The organism is Bacillus sp. 1021 (genome assembly GCF_014534735.1).
GTDB classification, from domain to species: domain Bacteria; phylum Bacillota; class Bacilli; order Bacillales; family Bacillaceae; genus Bacillus; species Bacillus siamensis.
Genome location: NZ_JACVSR010000001.1, coordinates 48,557 through 71,552, shown reverse-complemented (window position 1 = coordinate 71,552; position 22,996 = coordinate 48,557). Strand labels below are relative to the sequence as shown.

Annotated in this window: 20 protein-coding genes; 6 read left to right on the top strand and 14 right to left on the bottom strand. The window is 47.0% G+C overall.

Annotated features, from left to right (window positions below; genetic code table 11):
• Positions 1–88 precede the first annotated feature (88 nt).
• Positions 89–964, top strand: coding sequence for a transcriptional regulator CitR (locus ICW23_RS00400; RefSeq protein ID WP_045927075.1), 876 nt, complete (start codon positions 89–91; stop codon positions 962–964).
• 68 nt (positions 965–1,032) lie between these two features.
• Here ICW23_RS00400 and ICW23_RS00395 read toward each other — a convergent pair whose 3' ends face one another.
• Positions 1,033–1,857, bottom strand: a complete 825-nt coding sequence (locus tag ICW23_RS00395; RefSeq protein WP_016938395.1) for a C40 family peptidase — start codon at positions 1,855–1,857, stop codon at positions 1,033–1,035.
• Positions 1,858–2,317: 460 nt separating this feature from the next.
• Here ICW23_RS00395 and ICW23_RS00390 point away from each other — a divergent pair, with 460 nt between their 5' ends.
• On the top strand, positions 2,318–3,697 hold the full coding sequence (locus tag ICW23_RS00390) for an alkaline phosphatase PhoA (RefSeq protein WP_016938396.1): 1,380 nt from the start codon (positions 2,318–2,320) through the stop codon (positions 3,695–3,697).
• A gap of 35 nt (positions 3,698–3,732) precedes the next feature.
• Here the strand turns inward: ICW23_RS00390 and ICW23_RS00385 are convergent, their stop codons facing one another.
• Positions 3,733–5,139, bottom strand: coding sequence for a SpoVR family protein (locus tag ICW23_RS00385; RefSeq protein WP_016938397.1), 1,407 nt, complete (start codon positions 5,137–5,139; stop codon positions 3,733–3,735).
• 173 nt (positions 5,140–5,312) lie between these two features.
• Here ICW23_RS00385 and ICW23_RS00380 point away from each other — a divergent pair, with 173 nt between their 5' ends.
• From ICW23_RS00380 to lytF, 3 genes are all read left to right on the top strand, one after another.
• Positions 5,313–6,827, top strand: a complete 1,515-nt coding sequence (locus ICW23_RS00380) for a mechanosensitive ion channel (protein WP_049628182.1) — start codon at positions 5,313–5,315, stop codon at positions 6,825–6,827.
• Positions 6,828–6,961: 134 nt separating this feature from the next.
• Positions 6,962–7,396 (top strand): nitric oxide-sensing transcriptional repressor NsrR, encoded by a 435-nt coding sequence (nsrR, locus tag ICW23_RS00375; protein ID WP_016938399.1) that lies wholly within the window; start codon positions 6,962–6,964, stop codon positions 7,394–7,396.
• Positions 7,397–7,574: 178 nt separating this feature from the next.
• Positions 7,575–9,032 (top strand): peptidoglycan endopeptidase LytF, encoded by a 1,458-nt coding sequence (lytF, locus tag ICW23_RS00370; protein WP_099743979.1) that lies wholly within the window; start codon positions 7,575–7,577, stop codon positions 9,030–9,032.
• Positions 9,033–9,073: 41 nt separating this feature from the next.
• On the opposite strand, the gene ICW23_RS00365 is transcribed toward lytF, so the two are convergent.
• Positions 9,074–9,397, bottom strand: a complete 324-nt coding sequence (locus ICW23_RS00365; protein WP_099743978.1) for a DUF3889 domain-containing protein — start codon at positions 9,395–9,397, stop codon at positions 9,074–9,076.
• A gap of 190 nt (positions 9,398–9,587) precedes the next feature.
• Between ICW23_RS00365 and ICW23_RS00360 the strand changes: the two genes are divergently transcribed.
• A complete protein-coding gene (locus tag ICW23_RS00360; protein WP_016938402.1) occupies positions 9,588–9,830 on the top strand; it encodes a YhdB family protein in 243 nt (80 codons plus the stop codon).
• A gap of 13 nt (positions 9,831–9,843) precedes the next feature.
• Here the strand turns inward: ICW23_RS00360 and ICW23_RS00355 are convergent, their stop codons facing one another.
• From ICW23_RS00355 to ICW23_RS00305, 11 genes are all read right to left on the bottom strand, one after another.
• Entirely contained in the window at positions 9,844–10,368 is a 525-nt protein-coding gene (locus ICW23_RS00355) for an NADPH-dependent FMN reductase (protein WP_099743977.1), read from the bottom strand.
• A complete protein-coding gene (locus ICW23_RS00350; protein WP_049628180.1) occupies positions 10,369–11,013 on the bottom strand; it encodes a response regulator in 645 nt (214 codons plus the stop codon).
• Positions 10,994–12,151, bottom strand: coding sequence for a GAF domain-containing sensor histidine kinase (locus ICW23_RS00345; RefSeq protein ID WP_049628179.1), 1,158 nt, complete (start codon positions 12,149–12,151; stop codon positions 10,994–10,996). Before ICW23_RS00345 ends, ICW23_RS00350 begins: the two co-directional genes overlap by 20 nt.
• Positions 12,152–12,293: 142 nt before the next feature.
• The gene (locus ICW23_RS00340) at positions 12,294–14,036 is read right to left on the bottom strand and encodes a phospho-sugar mutase (protein WP_188153850.1); all 1,743 of its coding nucleotides are present in this window, start codon (positions 14,034–14,036) and stop codon (positions 12,294–12,296) included.
• Between the two features lie 132 nt (positions 14,037–14,168).
• A complete protein-coding gene (gene glpD / locus ICW23_RS00335; protein WP_188153849.1) occupies positions 14,169–15,836 on the bottom strand; it encodes a glycerol-3-phosphate dehydrogenase in 1,668 nt (555 codons plus the stop codon).
• A 138-nt stretch (positions 15,837–15,974) separates the two neighbouring features.
• Positions 15,975–17,465, bottom strand: a complete 1,491-nt coding sequence (gene glpK / locus ICW23_RS00330; RefSeq protein WP_016938408.1) for a glycerol kinase GlpK — start codon at positions 17,463–17,465, stop codon at positions 15,975–15,977.
• A gap of 16 nt (positions 17,466–17,481) precedes the next feature.
• Positions 17,482–18,309, bottom strand: a complete 828-nt coding sequence (locus ICW23_RS00325) for an MIP/aquaporin family protein (protein WP_016938409.1) — start codon at positions 18,307–18,309, stop codon at positions 17,482–17,484.
• Positions 18,310–18,481: 172 nt separating this feature from the next.
• A complete protein-coding gene (locus ICW23_RS00320) occupies positions 18,482–19,057 on the bottom strand; it encodes a glycerol-3-phosphate responsive antiterminator (protein ID WP_016938410.1) in 576 nt (191 codons plus the stop codon).
• 16 nt (positions 19,058–19,073) lie between these two features.
• Complete coding sequence (locus ICW23_RS00315; protein ID WP_095241035.1) at positions 19,074–20,426, bottom strand: aspartate aminotransferase family protein; 1,353 nt, start codon at positions 20,424–20,426, stop codon at positions 19,074–19,076.
• A gap of 243 nt (positions 20,427–20,669) precedes the next feature.
• The gene (locus ICW23_RS00310) at positions 20,670–22,208 is read right to left on the bottom strand and encodes a bifunctional GNAT family N-acetyltransferase/carbon-nitrogen hydrolase family protein (RefSeq protein ID WP_016938412.1); all 1,539 of its coding nucleotides are present in this window, start codon (positions 22,206–22,208) and stop codon (positions 20,670–20,672) included.
• Positions 22,201–22,890: an HAD family hydrolase gene (locus tag ICW23_RS00305; protein WP_016938413.1), complete on the bottom strand. Its 690-nt coding sequence runs from the start codon at positions 22,888–22,890 to the stop codon at positions 22,201–22,203. Before ICW23_RS00305 ends, ICW23_RS00310 begins: the two co-directional genes overlap by 8 nt.
• Positions 22,891–22,996: the final 106 nt, after the last annotated feature.

Below are 22,996 nucleotides of genomic sequence, written 5' to 3'. Positions count from 1 at the left end.
TTCTGTTATTATAGTAAATATAATATTTAAAAAATAATGAATATTTTTAAGGGAATTAATTAAAACTTTTAATCAGAGGAGTGCATCTATGGATTTTAAATGGCTTCACACCTTCGTCACCGCAGCAAAATATGAGAATTTCAGAAAAACGGCGGAAACACTTTTTTTATCCCAGCCGACCGTCACCGTTCATATAAAATTATTAGAGAAAGAAATCAGCTGTAAGCTGTTTCAGCGAAGCGGCCGGAAAATACAATTGACTGAGGAAGGAAAAGCATACGTTCCGTTTGCCATGAGGCTTTTGGAAGACTATGAAAACAGCATGGCGGAGCTGCACAGGGTGCGTCAAGGCTACTTCCACACGCTGACGCTCGCTGTTTCGCCGCTTATCGCCGACACCGTTCTTCCGTCTGTCATGAAGCGTTACACAGAGGACAATAAAGAGACCGAGATGACGGTTACCATTTACGAATCGGAAGAAATCGCCACTCAAATCAGAAACGGCTCAGCCGATATCGGACTGAGCTGCTTAAAGGTGCAATCATCTTCCCTCACATGCCGTCCCCTGTACAATGACCCCGTTGTGCTCGTCGCGCCCCCCGGCCGTAAACCAGGATCAGGGAAAGCGGATGAAGTGAAAGACCTGCTCGGACGATACCTGCTTTTGACCCATAACCATCCTGACTATTGGGATGATTTGCTCCGTCAGGTCAGAATACAGTTCCCCTTTGTCAGAACGATGAAGGTGACACAGACGCATATTACGAAACGATTTATTAAAGAGGGGCTGGGCGTCTCATTTCTGCCGCTGTCAGCGGTACGGGCCGAACTCGCCGAAGGCAGCATGATAGAAATCCCGTGCGATTTCGCCCAGATGCCGAGCGCGGGCGCCTACGCCATCGCCCTCCATGAAAATGAAAAAAAGAAAACCTTTTTAGATTTTTTATCACATTTTCATTTTTAGGTGAAACAAATGGAGCGCTGTTCCGTCTAAATAAAAAACCCGTTCTGATGAACGGGTTTTTCTGGCTGCTAGAATCTTTTCGCGCCCAGGTAGCGCGGCTTCCAGTAGCTGTTATTCAGATCACTTGTTGCGACGCCGTCAGAACCGGCATGGATGAACTTGTTGTTTCCGATGTACACGCCCATGTGTGAAGGGCCGGCCTGATAGGTTGTAAAGAAGACGAAGTCGCCTTTAGACGGACTGGACACGCTCTTCATTGAGCTCCAGTAACCCGCAGTGCTTGTTCTTCCGACACTCGTCTGTTTGTTCAGCAGGTACCAGATAAATCCGCTGCAGTCAAAGCCGGAAGTCGTTGTTCCGCCCCATACATACGGCGTGCCGATTAAAGATTGCGCATCAGAAATCAGCTTGTTTACATTCAGGCTCGTCTGTGCAATATTATGGCTGGATGAAGGCTTCTTTGATGACGAAGATCCTGAAGACGCTGAACCGGAAGTTGATCCTTTTACTTTAAGAACTTGTCCGATGCGGATCAGGTCCGTTTTTAAACCGTTTAAACTTTTCAATTGGTTTACCGTCATTTTATATTTATTCGCAATTTTCCAAAGGCTGTCGCCTTTTACGACTTTATATGTAGACGACGATGACTTGCTGCCCGAATTTGAACCTGAAGATGATTTACCATTGATCGAAAGCTTCTGGCCGATGTAAATGATATCCGATTTTAATTTATTCTCAGATTTAATGGAATTAATTGACGTTCCGTACCGATTTGAAAGTCCCCATAATGTATCGCCTTTTTTTACCTTAATTGTTTGCGCAGATGCCGCACCCGCAAACAAAGTCGTCCCTAAAACCACTGCCGTCGTTGCTGTAACAAGTTGCTTTTTCATTTTTTCCTCCCTGAATAATTCTATCTATTTTATAAGTCTCTTTTTTAAAGTTTTTATCTGTTTCCTATTATAAGGTTCAATTTCCACTAGAAATAGACTTGACTTCCCGTGACAAATTTCTTACTAATTCGTTTTTAAAAAAAGTTTTTAAGGGTATTAAATATTTCAATTTGATTTCAAACGTGACGAAAAAAGAGTCTTTTTGTCATGTTTTTTTCCTGTGATCCTCGTGTTTTGGAAAATAAAGATATTTATTTTCCACATTACCCCTTGTTAAAAAAACCCTCATCTTTTTTGAAATAGTGAATGATTTTTACTTTTTCTTGAAAACATAACCTTACTTGAGAATTTACATTTCTAACAATGTTTCACCTGAAATTTACAGGAGGGACAGGCGTTCTTTACAAACATCCCCTACCATTAGACATGCAGACCACGATTAAAGGAGGACGATTTGAGAATGAGTCTATTTAAACAGGTTCGGTCAAAACTTCTGCCGGCGGCAGCCGTATCCGTGCTGACAGCCGGTTTGATTGCGGGTGCGGGATTTCAGCACTCCGAACAGGCTGCGGCAAAAAAACAGCCTGACAAAAATGAGATCAGAAACGTCATCTTCATGGTCGGAGACGGAATGGGAGCGCCATACATGAACGCCTACCGTTCGGTCATTAACAAAGGAAAGCCTTCAGACGGCATGAAGCTGACTGCATTTGACCCCAATCTCACCGGCATGATGATGACTTATCCTAATGATCCTGATTCCACTATCACCGATTCCGCGGCGGCCGGCACGGCAATGGCCACCGGCGTGAAAACGTATAACGCAGCGATCGGAGTCGATAAAAAAGGAAAGCGGGTAAAATCTGTCCTCGAAGAAGCGAAACAAAGAGGCAAATCCACCGGACTTGTCGCAACTTCAGAGATTGCCCACGCCACCCCTGCGGCTTTCGGCGCGCATAACAAATCAAGAAAAAATATGGATGAAATCGCCAGCAGCTACTTTGATGACCGCATCAACGGAAAGCAGAAAGTGGATGTACTCCTCGGCGGCGGCAAATCAAACTTTATCCGTAAAGACCGCAATATAACGAAGGATTTCAAAAAAGCGGGATACAGCTACGTGACATCAAAACAGGAACTTAAAAAGGACCGCAATAAAAACGTTCTCGGCCTGTTTGCCGATGGCGGACTCGCCAAAGCAATCGACCGCTCAAACGACGTGCCTTCATTAGAAGACATGACAACAGCGGCGATCGACAGACTGAATAAGAATAAAAAAGGGTTTTTCTTAATGGTCGAAGGCAGCCAAATTGACTGGGCGGGTCATGACAATGATATCGTCGGCGCAATGAGCGAAATGAAGGATTTTGAAAAAGCGTATAAAGCAGCGATCGCATTTGCCAAAAAGGACAAACATACGCTTGTCATTGCCACTGCTGATCATACGACCGGCGGATTGACGATCGGCGCGAATAACGATAAAAACTGGCATGTTGAACCGATTCTTGCCGCGAAAAAAACACCGGCATTTATGGCTGATCAAATCAAAGCGGGCAAATCCGTATCTTCCGTGCTTGCGCGTTATACCGGCCTGAAATGCTCAAAAGCCGAAATCAACCAGATCGAAACTACGGCAAAGCAGGATAAGGACAAGGGCGCCTATAAAGCGATCATTAAGCTCTTTAATGCGAAAACCAACAGCGGCTGGACAACCGGCGATCATACGGGCGAAGAAGTTCCGGTTTACGCATACGGCCCGGGAAAAGAATCTTTTACAGGCCTATTAAACAACACGGATCAGGCTAAAAAGATCTTTCACATTCTGAAAAACGGCAAATAAAAAAAGGATGCGGGGTTTCCCTGCATCCTTTTTCTTTACAGATATCTCCGGTGCACTCCTTTGCCGTCATACGAGAACATCACTTCCTTATCTTCCAGAACTGATTCGATATGCACGCTCCTGCCCCACAGCTGGTACAAGTACGGCAGCACCTTCTCCAAATATTTCAGATCAAGCTCAATTCCCTCATACCAATGCTTAATATAAAGCTCATTATTCTTCAGATAATCCCCATCATTGACGGTCAGATAAGGAAACCCGCCGTTTACCCGCATGTTCACGAGCTGATCGCGCACGGCCTTCCATTCCTTGTCGATCACTTTATAGTCCCTGCCCTGCTTTTGGAATAAATACAGATCCTCTCGCAGCACGAGATCTTTCGTCAAATAATTGCGGATAAAAGAAATATCTGATTCAATTTCCCTGACCTCAAACATTTTTTCACGGCCGGAACCGGGCTTTACCCCTGTTTTTTTCATTTCTTCTGTCGGGTTGTCGTAGCGCTCTTCGATGTCTTCAAAAATTTTCAGCCCTAAATAATACGGGTTGATTCCCGTTTTTGACGGCTGAACGACGCCTGCGTTCAGTTTCGCAAATTCGATGGCTTCATCTGAAGTTAAATCAAGCTCGCGGATAATCCGCTGATGCCAATAGGATGCCCAGCCTTCGTTCATGATTTTTGTTTCCAGCTGAGGCCAGAAATACAGCATTTCTTCTCTCATCATGGTTAAAATATCTCGCTGCCACGGTTCGAGCTCCCGCGAATGCTCCTCGATAAACAGCAGAATGTCTTTTTCCGGCCGGGGCGGAAACGCTTTTTTCCCTTTTTTCTTTTTCACCGGCTTCGGCTTATCCATTCCCCATAAATCATCGTAAGGCGATGGCGCAGTTTCCTCTTCGTCCTCATCTTCGTCATCAACACTCCATTGCAGCTTCGGCCTGACGAGCGACGGATCGATATGCTCCTGAATCGCCAGAATGGCATCTAAAAAGGACTCCACCTCTTTAATTCCGTGAATTCTTTCATAATGCTTAATCCGCTCCGCCGCAGCCGCCATACTCTCGACCATGTCCCGGTTCGTATTTTGAAAGCGGCAGTTATGTTTGAAAAAATCACAATGGGCCAGAACATGGGCTACAATTAATTTATTTTGGATCAGCGAATTGCTGTCCAGCAAAAATGCGTAGCAAGGGTTGGAATTAATGACAAGTTCATAAATTTTGCTCAAACCGAGATCATAATGGAGTTTCATCTTGTGAAATTGTTTGCCGAAACTCCAGTGGCTGAATCTCGTCGGCATGCCGTACGCGCCGAATGTATAAATAATTTCAGCCGGGCAAATTTCGTATCTCATCGGGTAGAAATCAAGGCCGAATCCCTTCGCAATGTCGGTTATTTCCTCAATTGCCCGCTGTAAACCTTTTGTCTCCTCCGCGTTCAACCGAATCCCCCCTACTTGGACTTATTTATAATGTATGACCCCTCCTCTCAAAAGATGAAATAACAGGCGGGTTTCCGTCTGAAAACTTTCGGCACATCCGTCCCGTTTGCTTTATATGTAAGTGGGTAAACACACACCATACCCCATAAAAAAAGAAAAAGGAGCGATTCTACTTGAACACAGCAGACATGCTTACCACGTATCTCAGCAAACTGCCGAATCTGATCATTGCATTGCTCGTCCTGCTTATCGGCTGGGGCATTGCGAAAATCATTGAAAAAGCCGTATACAAAGGCCTGCAAAAAACAAAAATCGACGACAGGCTGTTCGCCGAAAAAAAGCCGGCGCGCTATTCCTCGGAAAAAGTCATCAGTAAAGTCATTTATTTTATCGCTTTAATTATCGTTTTTATTCTATTCTTTAACATTCTGCATCTGACAACCGTGGCTTCGCCTTTTGTCAGCATGCTGTCGGCGATAACGGCGGCTGTGCCGAGCATTTTAAAAGCCGGTTTGATTCTGCTCTTGGGATGGGCGGCTGCTTCGCTTTTCAGCTATCTCGTCAAAAAAGCGGGCATGAAACTGGCTGCAAACGGCTGGATCAGAAAATGGACCATGGTTTCTGAAGAGGCGGAGATGAGCAAGTCCGTTACGGCCGCTTCACGAATCGTTTTTTATTTCGTCTTGCTCCTGTTCCTGCCGGGCGTCTTGTCCGCTCTTCAAATCAGCGGAGTATCAGGGCCGTTTACACATATGATCCAAAGCGTGTTATCCTTTATACCGAAATTATTCGCCGCGGCGCTTATTGTCTTAATCGGCTGGCTTGTTGCCCGTCTCGTCCGTGATATCGTCACAAACTTTCTGGCGAGTATCGGCACGGAAAGACTTGCCGCACGTATGGGGCTTTCTATTTACCTGAAGGATACAAGCCTGTCGGCAATCATCGGAACGATTGTCTACGTGCTGATTTTTATTCCGGTGGTCATTTCTGCGCTTGACCGGCTTGATATTGCGGGCATTTCTGAACCGGCCTCAGCCATGCTGAACACGGTCTTCACAATGCTTCCTAATATCATCATCGGTATTGTGCTGATCATCGCCGGCATCTGGATCGGAAAATGGGTAAGCAGTATTGTATCAGGGCTGCTGCACCGGGCCGGCTTTGACTCTCTTCTCGGAAAAATGGGCTTTGAACAGGCGGACCGTCCGAAGCTTACGCTTTCTCAAACTGTCGGCATGATTGCGCAGATCATCATCGTCCTGCTCTTTACGGCAGAAGCGCTGCAGCTGGTTCATCTTGAATTTCTCGTCGTCATTGCGACCGGGATTATCGCTTACCTGCCTAATGTTCTGGCCGCTGTATTTATTCTCGGAATCGGGCTTTTGGCCGGACAGCTTGTCAGCAGACTGCTTGTCGGCATGCTGAGCGGAAAAGAATTCAGATTCCTGGCGCCTCTTGCGAAATATACGATTATCACGCTCTCAATCTTTATGGCGCTGGATCAGCTCGGTGTCGCCGACACGATCGTAAATGCCGCATTTATTCTGATTCTTGGCGGTTTCGCGCTTGCCTTCGGACTTTCATTCGGTCTTGGCGGAAAAGAATTTGCTTCCCGTTATCTGTCGAAGTTGGACCGCAAAATTGAAAAACATCAATCGGCTGATGACCGTAAACCGCCGATGTCTTAAACGAAAAAAACGTGTGCTCGGAAGGAGCGCACGTTTTTTTTTTGAGATTGATGGGCAAATTCCTTTTTTTTCATTTTGAAATCCTATATGATAAACTGTAACAGAAGCAAAATCTCTTTTTTCGAGGTCATTCTATGAAATTAACGAACTATACCGATTATTCTTTACGCGTTTTGATTTTTTTGGCTTCCAGACATTCCGAAGAACTTTCCAACATAAAAGAAATCGCCGACACATATTCCATCTCTAAAAACCACCTCATGAAAGTCATTTACCGTCTCGGACAGCTCGGGTATGTGGAAACGATCCGGGGCCGCGGAGGCGGAATCCGATTAGGAATGAAACCGGAAGACATTAACATTGGAGAAGTCGTTCGAAATACAGAAGACGACTTCAACATCGTAGAATGCTTTGACTCCCAAAAAAATCTCTGTATCATATCTCCCGCCTGCAACTTAAAGAATTTGCTGAATGAAGCCCTGCAAGCTTACCTGGCTGTTTTAGACAAATATACGTTAAGGGACCTGGTCAAAAATAAAGAGGAGATTATGAGACTGCTCAGAAGCTGAAGGAATGCCCGCATTCCTTCTTTTTTTATGCCTGCATAAGAAAAAAGAACTATTTCTACTAATATGATAAATGATTGCAGACAAGTGCCGATATAAAGATTATCATTACTGTTATCCTCACCTTGCGGCTGCAACGAATGGGGATAGTAAAATCATCGCAGGAAAAGGGAGATTCACTATGAAAAAAAAGGTAGCGGTCGGTTTGACTGCATCTGCGATTGTCGGGTCTGCGTTAGCTGTAACACCGGCAGAAGCACAAACGATTAAGGTCAAAAGCGGAGATTCATTATGGAAGCTTGCCCAAACCTACAATACAAGCGTGGATGCCATTACATCAGCCAATCATTTAAAATCCACCGTTATTTCCATCGGGCAGACGCTCAACATCCCTAACGGCAAATCAGATTCCGGCAGCCCGGCGCCATCTTCAAAGAACAGCGGCAAGACGACAAGTGTGTATACGGTGAAAAGCGGAGACTCGCTGTGGCTGATCGCGTCTGATTTTAAAATGTCCGTACAGGAACTAAAAAAACTGAACGGTCTGACAAGCGACTTAATCCGCGCAGGACAGAAGCTGCAAGTGAAGGGGAAAGTGTCCTCAAGCACCGACAAGACAAAAACCGTGCCGGGCAGCAGCTCAAACAGCAGTAAAAATCAGTCATCTTCATCTTCCGGGACATATAAAGTCAAACTCGGCGATTCGCTCTGGAAGATCGCAAACAGCGTTCATATGTCCATTGCGGAACTTAAAGTATTAAACAACTTAAAAACGGATACGATCTACGTAAACCAGGTTCTGAAAATAAAAGGAACGTCTCCTTCGGGAAACAAGCCGTCAAAAGACAATTCAAACAAAAATCAAAACCAGACGCAAACATCATCTTATACAGTAAAAAGCGGAGACTCGCTCTGGAAGATCGCAAACGCATACAATATGACGGTTCAGCAAATCAGAAGCATCAATAAACTGACGTCAGACATGCTGCGTGTCGGACAAGTGCTGAAGCTGACAAAAACGTCATCTTCCGGCTCTTCGTCTTCACCGTCATCTCCGAACCAGTCCGGAGATACAGGGAAAACCACTACATATACCGTCAAAAGCGGGGATTCTTTATGGGTGATCGCCCAAAAATTCAATGTAACCGCCCAGCAGATCCGCGAGAAAAACAATCTGAAAACAGATGTGCTTCAAATCGGACAGAAGCTGACGATTACAGGACAGCAGTCAAACACGACACCGAATCAGTCCGGCAGCACAGGCGGCACAGGTTCAACAAGCGCGAAGATTAATGTAATGATCGATGCCGCAAAAGCTCAGCTGGGTGTACCGTATGTATGGGGCGGGACAACGCCGAGAGGCTTTGACTGCAGCGGTTTTATTTATTACGTTCTTAATAAGGTCACTTCCGTATCCAGACTTTCAGCCGCAGGCTACTGGAATACGATGACATCAGTCAGCCAGCCGGCGGTCGGTGACTTTGTCTTTTTCTCAACTTATAAAGCCGGACCTTCTCACGTCGGCATTTATCTCGGAAACGGACAGTTTATTAATGCCAACGATTCGGGTGTCGTCATTTCCAGCATGAACAATTCCTATTGGAAACAGCGCTACCTCGGAGCGAAACGATTCTTCTGATACAGACAAGCTGCACAGCCGAAAAGGCTGTGCAGCTTTTTTTACAGCCTGAAAATATTAATGCTGATCACATGTTTTGTCACGGGGTGAAAATACACTTCAGCACGGGAGGAAAACGTCTCTTTTTTTGTTTGCACTGTTACGCGAAACACGTCTTTCGTCTGTTCCCGGTTTACTTTCGTACGGCCCATGTACGAATAATCGGTAAGCTCGGCGCCCTTGTATTCACGTTCCAGCTGGTTCCGTGCGAGCTGCTCCCATTTTCCGACTGATGGATCGAGGTGTTCTGTATGCCCTTTTTCAGCGATTGAGGCAATGAGAATGCCGCAAAACAAGAGGGCGAGCGCAAATGGAAGGAATTTCATCTTTATGTTCTCCTGAGTCGTTTTTGTCAATCTTAGCGTGTCCAAAGAAGAGACGGATATGCGTTTTTATTTTATGTCTCCCTCATATTGCTATGCCCAATTTATACGGACACCAACTTTTCCCCCGTTGCATCCGGGCTTCGGCGGCATAAACTAACGGAGAACTTCTCATTGAAAGGGGAAGCGTAAGATGGATCATGCCGATTATGATAAAGCCTTATATTACACACACAGGTCTCAATGGGACAATTTATTAATTTTGATGGTGCGTACGAAAGATGATTTGTTATCAAAGCGTATTGAGCACTTTTTGCATGCATATCATTTTGAACTTGATTATGCGGTGCTTGAAAAAGAGCTGTATTCCCTTCTCAGGTATATTGATCATGCGGCAGAGCTCGCGTATGAAGATCAATTAGCCATGCTGACATAAAACAATCCCGGCGTCAGGCGCCGGGATTTCCCGTGTTTGTAAACATATTCAGCTCTTCGATCATGTCTTTCAGGCTGACCGCCATATCCTCAGATACGGTCCGGCGCTCCATGTCGATGTGGATCGGGTCTAAGACCAGCTGTTTCGGGATGACATTTGCATAGACGCCCCTCATTACAGTCCGCATATTCGCCAGCGCGTTCATGCCGCCTTTTCCTCCGCCCGCCGCTGCAATGATAGCCACCGGTTTATATCTCCAGCAGTCACTGCTTAAAAAATCAATGGCGTTTTTTAAAGCGCCGCTCATGCCGCTGTGATACTCGGGAGATAATAAGACGACGGCAGACGACTTTTTCACCTGCCGCCTTAACTCTTGCACTGAGGGCAGATCGTTCTGTTCTTCTTCACCGTTATAAAGCGGCAGTTCACTTTTGCTTAAATCAATAAAATCGGTTTGAAACCGGTCTCTGATATACGAAGCGGCAATTCTTGTCCGCCCGTTTTTTCTCGGCGTGCCGCTGATCACTAATATACTCATTTAGTTTACCGCCTTTCCGGAAACATTGTATTTTACGGCATACAATGCCGCTTGTGTCCGGTCTGAAAGATTCAGCTTTGACAGCAGATTGGACACATGGGTCTTCACTGTTTTTTCAGAAATAAACAGAGCTGCGGCAATTTCCTTATTGCTTTTCCCTTTGGCTATTTCTTGAAGAACATCTTTTTCACGGGGAGTCAGCTGATAATATTTTTCCTTATCCTGATCCTCCTGAACCATATGTGTCAGCACGTGAGGCACAATATCCGCTGAGAGCCGGTACCGTCCGGAATACACTTCCCGGAGTGTTTTCACTAAATCATCGGGCTGGGCGTCTTTCAGCTGATACGCTTTGGCTCCGGCTTTAAGGGCGGGAATGACATGCTGCGGGTCGGAATAGCTCGTCAAAACGACGATACTGATGTCCGGAAATCGTTCAGCCGCGATTTTTGCCGCTTCAATGCCGTCCATATCAGGCATTGATAAATCCATTAGAACGATGTCAGGCTTCGTTAGTTCAGCTTGCTGAAGCGCTTCAGCACCGGTAGACGCCTCACCTACTACTTCAATATCTTCCTGAGTGGCGAAGAAAAAGCGCAATCCTTTGCGGACAACGTGATGATCATCAGCGATCACAATTTTCATCAATCAGACCTCCTATCCCGTAAAATGGAAGCCGAACGGAGACAATCGTACCGGCGCCAAGCTCAGATTGCAATAGAAACCGGCCTCCGATTGCTTCGGCGCGCGCTTTCATACCCGCAATGCCAAGCGACGGCAGCCCCGCATGCGCATCAGCGCTGAAGCCCGCTCCATGGTCGATAATGCGAAGCTCAGCATGATCCGGCTTTTTAACGGCAGAAATGATAACCCGGTCCGTTCCCGCATGCTTTTTGCAGTTATTCAAGGCTTCTTGAGCGATCCGCCAAAGCGCGTGTTCCTGTTCATCCGTAAGCTTCAGTTCATCTTCCATGTCACAGACGGCTTCCAGACCGATGAGAGCGGCATAGCTTTTGATCGACGCATACAGCCCTTTCGTTAAACTTTCCGGTCTCAGCTGCCAAATAAGCGTCCTCATTTCTGTCAACGCATCCTGCGACAGCTCTTGGATGAACGTAATCATCTGCCGGAGCCGTTCATCATCTGTAAAGCTTTTAGCGGCTTTTGCCGTTAAGCTGACGGAAAACAGCATCTGATTGACGGAGTCATGCAGCTCTTGCGCCAGCCTGCTCCGTTCCATCAGCAGGGCGTTCTGCTGCGCAAATTCGGCCAGTTTCATCCGCTGGATCGCCGTTCCGATTTGAAAGGCAACCCCTTCAAGAAGATGCAGTTCTTCTTCGCTGAAAAACGTCTTTTCGCCTGCAGCGACGTTTAATAAACCGAATTTCCGGCCGCCGTCTTCAAGCGGAACGGTCGCATGATGCGTAATGCCTTCAGTGTCGCTGCAATCCGTCGTCTGTTCCGCAAATTCAATCCGTTTACAATTCATAATGTTTACAGCCTTGGTCAATCCGCCATTGCTGAATTTGGTCAGACAATAGCAGTCCCCGCTGCACATTAATGCGTTTTCCCGCTGACCGAGAGCCGGCGGTAAATAAGCGGATGCGGCAAGCGTATAGGACCCGTCCGGATCAATCAGAAAAATCCACCCTGTCTGCAGCCCGGTCAGGCTGAGCAGCTCGCGCAGGACTTTATCAAGCGCTTCCTTCATATCGTGGCTTTGGTTTAAGGTTTCCGCAATCGCTTTTAAGGTTTTTAAGGTTTCTACCGTCGTTTTCGTCAAACTCCCTCACTCCGGCCATTCAGAATTATCCATATTATATCAATTCTAATCTGTATTTGCCTTTGCTTCAGCATGATTTTCTCTCATACTTTCGGATGAGGCGTAAAAAAACCGCCGGATATCGCTTCCGGCGGTTTTTTGTTTATTTCGTTTTTTCCACTATGGCATCCACCGTTTTCATGACGGCTTCAGATAATGCGGCAAGACGCTGTTCACTGTCTTGTAAAGAAGTTCCCTTCACTGCGAAATAGAACTTGACTTTCGGCTCCGTTCCGGATGGGCGGAGGCAGAACCAAGAGCCGTCTTCAAGGAAATATTTCAGGACATTTGACTTCGGCAGATCAATATCTTCTTCACGATGATCGGCAAATACAGTCCGTTTTCCCGTTGAATAGTCTTCAGCCTGCGTGATTTGTTTTCCGGCCATCTGCTTCGGCGGATCGTTTCGGAATGAAGTCAGGATAGCGGAAATCTGCTCTGCTCCCTGTTTTCCTTTTAACGTCAATGACTTCAAGCCTTCACGGTAATAACCGTATTCTTTAAAAATGGACAGCAGCGCGTCATAAAGCGACATGCCCTGCTTTTTATAAAAGGCGCATACTTCGACGGCTAACAGCGCAGCCTGGATTGCATCTTTGTCACGCGCAAAATCGCCGATTAAGTAGCCGTAGCTTTCTTCATATCCGAACTGGAACGTGTATTGTCCGGTTTTTTCATATTCTTTGATCTTTTCACCGATAAATTTGAAGCCCGTCAGCGTGTCGACCGTATCTAACCCGAACGATGAAGCGACAGCGCGGCCCAATTCACTCGTAACAATCGTTTTCATGACGACGCCGTTCTCAGGAAGGACGCCTTGTTTTTTCTTTTCAGAAAGCAGGTAGTGCAATAAAAGCGCGCCTGTCTGGTTCCCCGTCAGCACCGTATACTTGCCTTCACTGTTTTTTGCGGCAATGCCGAGACGGTCGGCATCCGGGTCCGTAGCGACGAGAATATCGGCGTTTTGTTCTTCTCCCAGCTTAATGGCATATTCAAATGCCGCGTGCTCTTCAGGGTTTGGCGATTTGACGGTTGAAAAATCCGGATCCGGAAGCTCCTGTTCCTTTACGACAGTGACGTTTTTGTAACCGAGCGCTTCGAGACCGCGGCGTACCGGTTTATTCGCCGTGCCGTGCAGCGGAGTGAACACGACGCTCACGTCGACTTCTTCCGAAAGCTCGGGATGGACGGAGATGGAAGTCAGTTTTTCAGTATAGGGTGTATCAATTTCTTCACCGATGATCTTAATTAAACCTTTTTCCTTCAGCGCCTGTTCATCTTCAACTTGAATTGTTAATTCATTTTCAATCGCATTCACTTCCGCAATGACGATGTCCGCTTCTTTCGGCGGCAGCTGTGCCCCGTCATCGCCATACACTTTATATCCGTTATATTCAGGCGGGTTATGGCTGGCCGTCACGACGATACCCGCATAAGCGTTCAGTTCTCTCACCGCAAAAGACAGCTCAGGCGTCGGGCGGAGCTCATCAAATACGTATGTTTGAATGCCTTGGGAAGCAAGGGTTTTGGCTGCTTCCATCGCAAACTCAGGAGATTTATGACGGGAGTCGTACGCGATCGCAACGCCTCTTCTTTTCGCTTCTTCTCCTTGTTTTGCGATATACGCAGCAAGCCCGGCGGATGCTTTGCGGACCGTGTAAATGTTCATTCTGTTTGTGCCCGGCCCGATTTCTCCTCTCATGCCCCCTGTTCCGAACTCAAGATTTTTGTAGAAAAAGTCTTCCAGCAGCTGCTCGTTTCCTTCTGCGTCCGCCAATAATTTTTTCAATTCTGAATCTAATTGTTCGGCCTGATTCCAGCGTTCGTAACTCTTACTCCAACTCATGTTCGTCCTCCTATAATTTCAGCTTATGACCATATTTTAATATGAAGCGGCTGTCCGTGTCACTTGATAACTTAACACAGTGCTTTATGTAAAAAGAAGGGCTCATGCCTTTTCGGCACAGCCCTCCGGTTATTATTGTTCGAGCGGAACAACTGCATCGTGCAGCAGCGTGTTTAACCACTCGGTATGTTTCGCTTTCGTTTCGTCATCCCATTGGAACCGGTCGCTCATGTAATCAATCACAGCCGTTTTATACGTCTGCACCCATTTGATGTCGAAGAACAGTCTGCCCGTTCTGCGGACGAAGAAATCAGCAGGTGTCGCAGCCATCTCTTCTTCAATGCTGTAAGCCGCTTCCGCCAGAATGTGAACCGGAATCTGGCGTTTTGCCGCTTCTTCTTTCAGGCCTTCAATCCGGCTGAATACATTTTCGACGTTAGAGCCGTATCTGATGGCTAACTGTTTAGCTGTTTCCTGTGATAAACCGATTTTCAATCCGTCTTTTGTCTTTGCTTCCACAAATGACTCGAAGTTTTTAGAGCCGCCGACATGTCCTCCGGAAATCGGCATCGTCTTCGTCTTACAGCCGCCGAAGTCCTGGCCGCCCTCTTCTTTTAAGCGGTCGCTGACAAGATCGACAATGTGCTCAGCCATTTTACGGTAGCCCGTCAGTTTTCCTCCGGCGATTGTGATCAAGCCAGATTGAGATGTCCAGATTTCATCTTTACGGGAGATCTCAGACGGATCTTTTCCTTCTTCGTGAATGAGCGGTCTGAGGCCGGCCCAGCTTGATTCAATATCGTCCGCCGTAATATTCAGTTCCGGGAACATATAATTGATGGAGCTGACGACATAATCACGATCCTGCACCGTCATGCGCGGATGCTCAAGCTTTTGTTTATAAACCGTGTCTGTCGTGCCCACGTATGTTTTTCCTTCACGCGGAATGGCGAACACCATACGTCCGTCCGGCGTGTCAAAGTACACAGCCTGTTTAAGCGGGAATACGGATTGGTCGAATACGAGATGGACCCCTTTTGTATGCTGGAGATGTTTTCCGCTTTTGCTGTGGTCTTTTTCTCTCAGCTCGTCGACCCACGGACCTGTCGCATTGACGATTTTTTTGGCGTACACTTTGTATTCCTTGCCTGACAGCAGATCTTCAATTAAAACGCCGACGACTTTTCCTTTTTCATAAAGCAGCTCTTTCACTTTAGAATAGTTGACAGGCTCCGCACCGAATTTAACGGCTTCTTTCATGACTTCAATCGTCAGTCTCGCGTCGTCCGTCCGGTACTCTACATAGTAGCCTCCGCCTTTTAAGCCGTCTTTTTTGACGAGCGGTTCTTTTTGCAGCGTTTCTTTTGCAGACAGCATGCTTCTGCGCTCTGATTTTTTTACCCCTGCTAAATAGTCATATACACGCAGACCGATGGAAGTAGAGAATGAACCGAATGTGCCTCCTTTATGGAACGGAAGCAACATCCATTCCGGCGTCGTGACGTGCGGGCCGTTTTCGTATACAATGGCACGTTCTTTACCGACTTCAGCCACCATTTTGACTTCGAATTGTTTCAGATAACGCAAACCGCCGTGGACAAGCTTTGTGGATCGGCTTGATGTGCCGGCCGCGAAATCCTGCATTTCGCTCAAAGCGACTTTCATTCCCCTTGAAGCAGCGTCAAGCGCCGTACCGGCACCCGTAATGCCTCCGCCTATAATAAACAGATCGTATGTTTTTTTAGTCATGTCTTCCAGCATATGATCCCGTTCCAAACTCGAAAATTGGTGATTCATCATTACGTTTCCTCCTTGTTGTCACGGTATAGAAAAAGAGACCACAACAGCCAAAGCGCATGTTATCACTTTGGTGCTGTGGTCTCTCCTCATCTCAGGACCGTTCCTATTAACTTGTGTTCAGTATATCATAATTTTATATTATTTAAAAGCCATAGCTGCATTTACTGCTTTTTTCCATCCGCCGTACAATTCATCGCGTTTTTCATCTTCCATTTCCGGTTTGAATTGCTTATCCAGATTCCACTGATCGGCGATTTCAGTGCTGTCTTTCCAGTAGCCGACAGCGATTCCGGCCAAATACGCGGCACCGAGCGCCGTCGTTTCATTAATTTCCGGACGTTCGACCGGCACATCAAGCAAGTCGCTTTGGAACTGCATAAGGAAATTATTTTTAACCGCTCCGCCGTCTACACGCAAAGTTTTTAAAGAGATGCCTGAATCAGCTTCCATGGCATCAAGCACATCTTTCGCCTGATAAGCGAGAGATTCAAGCGTAGCCCGGATAAAATGCTCCTTCGTCGTTCCGCGTGTCAGGCCGAAAACTGAGCCGCGCACGTCACTGTCCCAGTACGGTGTGCCCAGTCCGACGAAAGCGGGCACGACATATACACCGTCAGCGGAATCCACACGCTCTGCGTATGTCTCGCTTTCTTTCGAATCATGGAACATCCGCATGCCGTCTCTCAGCCATTGGATGGCAGAACCTGCGACAAAGATGCTTCCTTCCAGCGCATACTCGACTTTTCCGTCTAATCCCCAGGCGATCGTCGTCAGAAGGCCGTGCTCTGAAGTAATGGCTTTTTCTCCGGTATTCATGAGCATAAAGCAGCCTGTGCCGTATGTGTTTTTCCCCATGCCTTCTTCAAAGCACGCCTGACCGAACAGCGCTGACTGCTGGTCTCCGGCCGCACCCGCAATCGGAATATTTTTGCCGAAGAAATGATAATCAACCGTTTTCGCGTACACATGAGAAGACGGTTTCACTTCCGGCAGCATTGATTTCGGCACGCCTAAAATGTCAAGCAGCTCGTCATCCCATTTTAATTCATGGATATTAAACATCAGCGTTCTTGAAGCGTTGGAATAATCCGTTACGTGCGCCGCGCCTCCGGACATTTTCCAGATGAGCCACGAATCAATCGTTCCGAAAAGGAGATTTCCGTTTTCCGCTTTTTCCCGCGCGCCTTCTACATTGTCAAGAATCCATTTGACTTTTGTTCCTGAGAAATAAGGGTCGATCAGAAGTCCCGTTTTTTCTCTGAATGTATCATTATATCCTTTTTCACGAAGCTCTTCGCAAATGCCGGATGTTTGTCTCGATTGCCACACAATCGCATTGTATACCGGCTTTCCGGTATCTTTATCCCATACGACCGTCGTTTCCCTTTGGTTCGTGATGCCGATGCCGGAAATTTGATCCGCGCTGATTCCGGACTCTGAGATCACAGTCGCGATAACAGCGAGCACCGATCCCCAGATTTCGTTCGCATTATGCTCCACCCAGCCCGGCTGAGGGAAGTGCTGTGTGAATTCCTTTTGAGCGGAATGCACGATTTTTCCTTCTTTATTAAAAAGAATCGCTCTTGAACTTGTTGTGCCTTGGTCAATTGATAAAATATAGGTCTCCATGATGCCGCTCTCCTTTTTAAATATATTCAGAATTTGATAATGTTTTTCGTGATTGAGATTTCTTGGTATAAACATAGAGTATAAAAAGCAATACAACCATTATAACGCTTACAAACCAAAAGCTAGATGTCACATTTCCTTTAAACGCGGCATTGTAAAATACGCCGCCGAACGCACCGCCCATGATCGGACCGATAACGGGAATCCAGGCATATTTCCAATTTGACGGCCCTTTTTTCGGAATCGGCAGAAAGGCGTGTGCGATTCTCGGCCCCAAATCCCGCGCAGGGTTGATCGCATACCCGGTTGTTCCTCCGAGAGAAATTCCGATAGCCACGATGAGGAATCCGACAATCAGCGGGTTCAGCCCTTTTGTAAATTCATTCGCTCCGATCGCCAAAATGCCGAGCACGAGCACAAACGTCCCAATGACTTCACTTATCATATTCCCAAATGTATGAGGAATACTCGGGCCGGTCGAGAAAACGCCCAGCTTAGCCGCCGGATCATCCGTCGCCTTCCAATGCGGCAGATAATGAAGATACACAATAACCGCACCGATCATTGCTCCGATCATCTGTCCAGCAATATATACAGGGACTTCTTTCCAAGGAAAACTGCCTTCAAGCGCAAGGCCTATCGTTAAAGCCGGATTCAAGTGAGCGCCGCTGATTCCGCCGACAGCATATGCCGCCATAGCTACTCCAAGCCCCCAGCCGAATACAACAACAATCCATCCGGATTGGTATGAAAGCGATTTCTTTAAATTGACTCCCGCACAAACGCCGCCCCCGAAAATAATAAGCAGCATTGTACCGATTACTTCTCCCCAAAATGCTGTCATCATCATTCCTCCCAAATGACATAATAGCAGGTTTGACAGAGTTATAGAGAATAAAAAACCCACAACAGACCGCTTTACGCTTTATTGCTTCCGTAAAGAGCTGTTGTGGGTCTCCGGGTCTCCATCACATAGTATTAACCTAGGTCTATTGTAACAACGGGTGTAAGCGGTGTCAATCTTTTTTTGTCATAGAATGTTCATATTTAGCCCACAGCTCGGTGTCTGAAGTCGTCACAGCCGTGGCCCCCGCCTGCAAAGCGTTTTCAACATCCTGCTCCGTGCGGATAAAGCCGCCGGCAAAAATCGGAATGCCCGTCATCTCTTTAATTTCCCGGATTAAAGTCGGAACGATGCCCGGGAGGACCTCGATAAAGTCAGGCTTATGCTTCCCGACGAATTCCATGCTCTTTTCCATCGCGCTCGTATCCAAGAGAAACAGACGCTGGATCGCATATATTTTCTTTTGTTTCGCTTTGACGATGACGGCCGATCTCGTTGAAATGATGCCGGCGGGCCGGATGTCCTGACAAATGAACTCCGCCCCGTATTCATCATGCTTAATGCCGTGAATTAAATCGACGTGAACCATCAGGTGTTTTCCGTGTTTTTTCGCTTCATTCACGACACCTTTTAATTGACCGAGGTGAATATCTAAAATAACGCCGTATAAGAACGGACTTTCTAAAAATGCATCGAATTGCTTCATGTTCCGGATAGCCGGTAAAATCTGCTGGTTGTGAAAACTCATGTTTTACTCCTTTACATTAAAAATCAATGCTCAGCACGCTTTCTTTGACCGTCGAAATGATGAAAGAAAGCTCCTCGTCAGAAAGACAGAAAGGCGGTGATAGCTGAATGACATTATTATATCCCGCTGCGGTATCGCCATTTTTCCCGACGAGCAGGCCTTTTTTCTTACAGGCGGTGATGACGTGCTGGACAGCGGCGGCATCAGCGGGTTCTTTCGTGATTTTGTCCTTTACGAGCTCGATGCCGGCAAGAAGGCCCTTTCCCCGTACATCTCCGACCGCGGGATGTTCTCTGAGCGGCTGAAGCTCCCGGAGCAGCCTTTCGCCAAGCTCACGGGAACGGGCGATCAGATTTTCATCCTCCATCAATTGCAGGTTCTTCAAAGCAAGGGCGCAGGCTGCCGGATTGCCTCCGAATGTATTCACGTGCCGGAAACGGCCGTACGGCTCACCGTCCGAATACGCTTCAAAAATCTCCCGTTTCACCGCCGTAGCCGACAGCGGCAGGTAAGCGCTCGTGATGCCTTTTGCCATTGTGACGATGTCCGGTGAAACGCCGTAATGCTGAAATCCGAACGGCTCTCCCGTGCGGCCGAAACCGCAGATGACTTCATCACTGATAAGCAGCGCGCCGTGGCGGCGGCAAATGTCCTCTACCTTTGCCATATACCCGTCTGGGGGCATCAGTATACCTCCGCCTGTAATAATCGGTTCCATAATAACCCCGGCAATCGTTTCGCTTAATTCCCACGTCATGATCCGGTCGATTTCATGTGCGCTTTCCAATGTGTCAGCATCGGCGGGATTCCGATAGAGATCAGGCGGCGCCGCATGCAAAAATCCTTGGGAGAGCGGTTCGTATTTGTATTTTCTCTGCGCCTGGCCGGTAGCGGCGAGCGCCCCCATCGTATTGCCGTGATAGCCCCTGTACCGGGAGATGAATTTGAAGCGGCTGTGATCGCCGTTTTCAATGTGGTATTGGCGGGCAATTTTGAACGCGGTTTCATTTGCTTCCGATCCGCTGTTGGAAAAGAAGATTACATAATCGCCGCCGAGCCATTCATTCAGTTTTTCCGCAAGCTCAATCGCAGGTTGATGGCTTTGGGTCAGCGGATAATAAGGAAGCTCCTTCAATTGGCTGTAAGCCGCATCGGCAAGCTCCTTTCTCCCGTACCCGATATTGACGCACCATAGTCCTGACATGCCGTCCAAATACCGCCTGCCGTCAATGTCCGTAACCCAGGCGCCTTCCCCTTTTTGGACGATTATGCTGTCATCCGGCTCCGCCCCTTTCATCGCATGCCAAATCAGCTCTTTATCCTTTTGTTTGAGTGACTGATTTTTTTGTACATGTTCCACACCGCTCATCTCCCTTTCAATATCATTGCACTGTATCGAAAGCTGCCCGGCTTCTGACGCCGATTCTCTTGGTGAAGTTTTCCTCTTAATAAGAATATAAAGGCGCGGCATGGGCGAGTCAATAAAGCGGCAGCAATTAAAAAAACGCTTTCTCCCAGAAAGCGAAAGGGCTACAAGAGCATATCCCGAAACCGGGGACGGTGCAAGTATTTTTATAAAAAAACCCGCTCCTTAAACCGGAGCGGGCTTTCTTCATTTAAGATGCGTAATCCGGTAGATGTCTTTGCGCCGGTCTTTCAGCTGGCGCACGGTTCCGTTTTCACGCTGTCTTCTTAAAATTTCAAGGTCAACGTCCCCGATCACAACCATTTCGATATTCGGGTTCGTTTCACCAACGATTCCGTCTCTGGCAAATTCAAAATCAGACGGAGCAAAAATGGCTGACTGTGCGTATTGAATGTCCATATTTTCTGTTTGCGGCAGGTTCCCGACCGTACCTGAGATGACAGTGTAAATTTGGTTTTCAACCGCTCTCGCCTGAGAGCAGTATCTTACGCGCAAGTAGCCTTGGCGGTCTTCAGTGCAGAACGGCGTAAAGATAATTTTCGCCCCTTGATCCGCGGCAATTCTCGCAAGCTCCGGAAATTCAATATCGTAGCAGATCTGAATGGCGATCTTTCCGCAGTCCGTATCAAATACGCGCACTCTGTCTCCGGCGCTGATGCCCCACCATTTCCGCTCATTCGGCGTAATGTGAAGCTTATACTGTTTTTCAATCGTGCCGTCACGTCTGAATAAGTAAGCGATGTTATAAATTTTCCCTTCTTCTTCAACGAAATGGGAGCCGCCGATGATGTTGACATTATATTTCACCGCAAGATCTGTAAAGAGGCTGATATAGTCCTCTGTATATTCGGTAATCCTCTGAATGGCAAGACTCGGAGAACGCTCCTCAAGGAATGACATGAGCTGCGTCGTGAAAATTTCAGGAAATACCGCGAAATCAGATCTTGCATCGGAAGCCACATCCACATAATATTCAACCTGATTGGCAAATTCCTCGAAGGAATAAATCTTTTTCATTTCATACTGAATGACGCAAATACGCACCGGAAATGCCGATTTGTAATAGCGCTTCGACTGCGGCAGGTAATCGACATTGTTCCACTCCATTAATGTCGCATATTTAATGGACGCGGTGTCATCCGGGAGATAATTCGGATTGATCCGCATGAGCGTAAATCCGTTCATCAGCTGGAAGGAAAGCACCGGATCATAAATCTGATGGCGCGTCACCTGTTCAACATAGGCTCTCGCCGTCATTTCTTCCGCATATTTATGGTAATTCGGAATCCGTCCGCCGATAATGATGCTTTTCAGGTTTAATCGTCTCGCCAGGTCTTTTCTCGCTTCATACAGCCGGTGTCCGATCTTCATCCGTCTGTATGCCGGATGCACCATCACTTCAATTCCGTACAGGTTCATTCCGTCCGGATTGTGGTTCGTGATGTAACCGTCGTCTGTAATGTCCTGCCATGTGTGGCGGTCATCGTATTCATCGAAATTGATGATCAGGCTGGAGCATGATCCGATAATTTCCCCTTCATACTCGGCGCAAAACTGACCTTCCGGAAAATGCGCGAGATGGCTGATTAAATGCTCAGGCTCCCAAGGCTCCATCCCCGGGAAACAATCCTTTTGCAGCTCAATAATTTTGTTGATATCTTTCTCTTCCATGTTCCGTATGACCATTTTCTTTTCAAAACGGGTCAGATCAAGTTTCTCAGACAATGCCGCTTCCCCCTGCCGATTCGTTTTGATTGTTCAAGCGCTGTAAAAGTAATTCAAGTTCCATTTCCGCCATCGATTCCAATCTGTGATCGTATTCTTCAAACAACAGGGTGCTTGTTACCTTATTCGGTACGATAACACATTTCATGCCGGCGCGTTTGGCTGCGATTGAGCCATTGACGGAATCCTCAAAAGCAAGACATTCGGAAGGTTCGACGCCTAAATGTTCCGCCGCTTTCAAATAGAGTTCCGGATTCGGCTTCACTTCTTCTACGTCATCCGCCGTCTGAATCACTTCAAATTCATCAAACAGGCCTAACTCCTTCAGATGGCCCGACACCCATTTGAAATCTGAGCTTGAAGCAAGCCCCACCTTCAATCCTAATTCTTTCGCCGCGGCTAAATAAGCCTCCACCCCGGGACGCGCCGTTTCCGTTTTCATCCGCTGTTGGAAGCGCGCGCGCCTGATCGCCGTCAGTTCGTCATGATCGAGCTTTCTTCCCAGCTGCTCCTCTAAATACGCGAACGGCTTAAACCCCGCGGCCGTTCCGATCACCTTTCCCCAGACAGATAAAGGCAATGTCGATCCGTGTTCTTCAAACATTTCTTGCAGCACTTCATATTCATGGGTTTCTGTATCTAAAATTAACCCGTCAAAATCAAAGATTAATGCTTTTATCACTGCTTACAGCTCCTTTAGTTAACGTACTGTGACCTATGTATACACTATACCGTGAATTTCTTCCGCGTTCAAAATGTAACATTCGGACGGAAAGAAGAGCCTGCAT

Coding starts and splice junctions, on each gene's coding strand:
- ICW23_RS00400 (WP_045927075.1), top strand. CDS start 89: ATGGATTTTAAATGGCTTCACACCTTCGTCACCGCAGCAAAATATGAG.
- ICW23_RS00395 (WP_016938395.1), bottom strand. CDS start 1,857: ATGAAAAAGCAACTTGTTACAGCAACGACGGCAGTGGTTTTAGGGACG.
- ICW23_RS00390 (WP_016938396.1), top strand. CDS start 2,318: ATGAGTCTATTTAAACAGGTTCGGTCAAAACTTCTGCCGGCGGCAGCC.
- nsrR (WP_016938399.1), top strand. CDS start 6,962: ATGAAATTAACGAACTATACCGATTATTCTTTACGCGTTTTGATTTTT.
- lytF (WP_099743979.1), top strand. CDS start 7,575: ATGAAAAAAAAGGTAGCGGTCGGTTTGACTGCATCTGCGATTGTCGGG.
- ICW23_RS00365 (WP_099743978.1), bottom strand. CDS start 9,397: ATGAAATTCCTTCCATTTGCGCTCGCCCTCTTGTTTTGCGGCATTCTC.
- ICW23_RS00360 (WP_016938402.1), top strand. CDS start 9,588: ATGGATCATGCCGATTATGATAAAGCCTTATATTACACACACAGGTCT.
- ICW23_RS00355 (WP_099743977.1), bottom strand. CDS start 10,368: ATGAGTATATTAGTGATCAGCGGCACGCCGAGAAAAAACGGGCGGACA.
- ICW23_RS00350 (WP_049628180.1), bottom strand. CDS start 11,013: ATGAAAATTGTGATCGCTGATGATCATCACGTTGTCCGCAAAGGATTG.
- ICW23_RS00340 (WP_188153850.1), bottom strand. CDS start 14,036: ATGAGTTGGAGTAAGAGTTACGAACGCTGGAATCAGGCCGAACAATTA.
- glpD (WP_188153849.1), bottom strand. CDS start 15,836: ATGATGAATCACCAATTTTCGAGTTTGGAACGGGATCATATGCTGGAA.
- glpK (WP_016938408.1), bottom strand. CDS start 17,465: ATGGAGACCTATATTTTATCAATTGACCAAGGCACAACAAGTTCAAGA.
- ICW23_RS00325 (WP_016938409.1), bottom strand. CDS start 18,309: ATGACAGCATTTTGGGGAGAAGTAATCGGTACAATGCTGCTTATTATT.
- ICW23_RS00320 (WP_016938410.1), bottom strand. CDS start 19,057: ATGAGTTTTCACAACCAGCAGATTTTACCGGCTATCCGGAACATGAAG.
- ICW23_RS00315 (WP_095241035.1), bottom strand. CDS start 20,426: ATGAGCGGTGTGGAACATGTACAAAAAAATCAGTCACTCAAACAAAAG.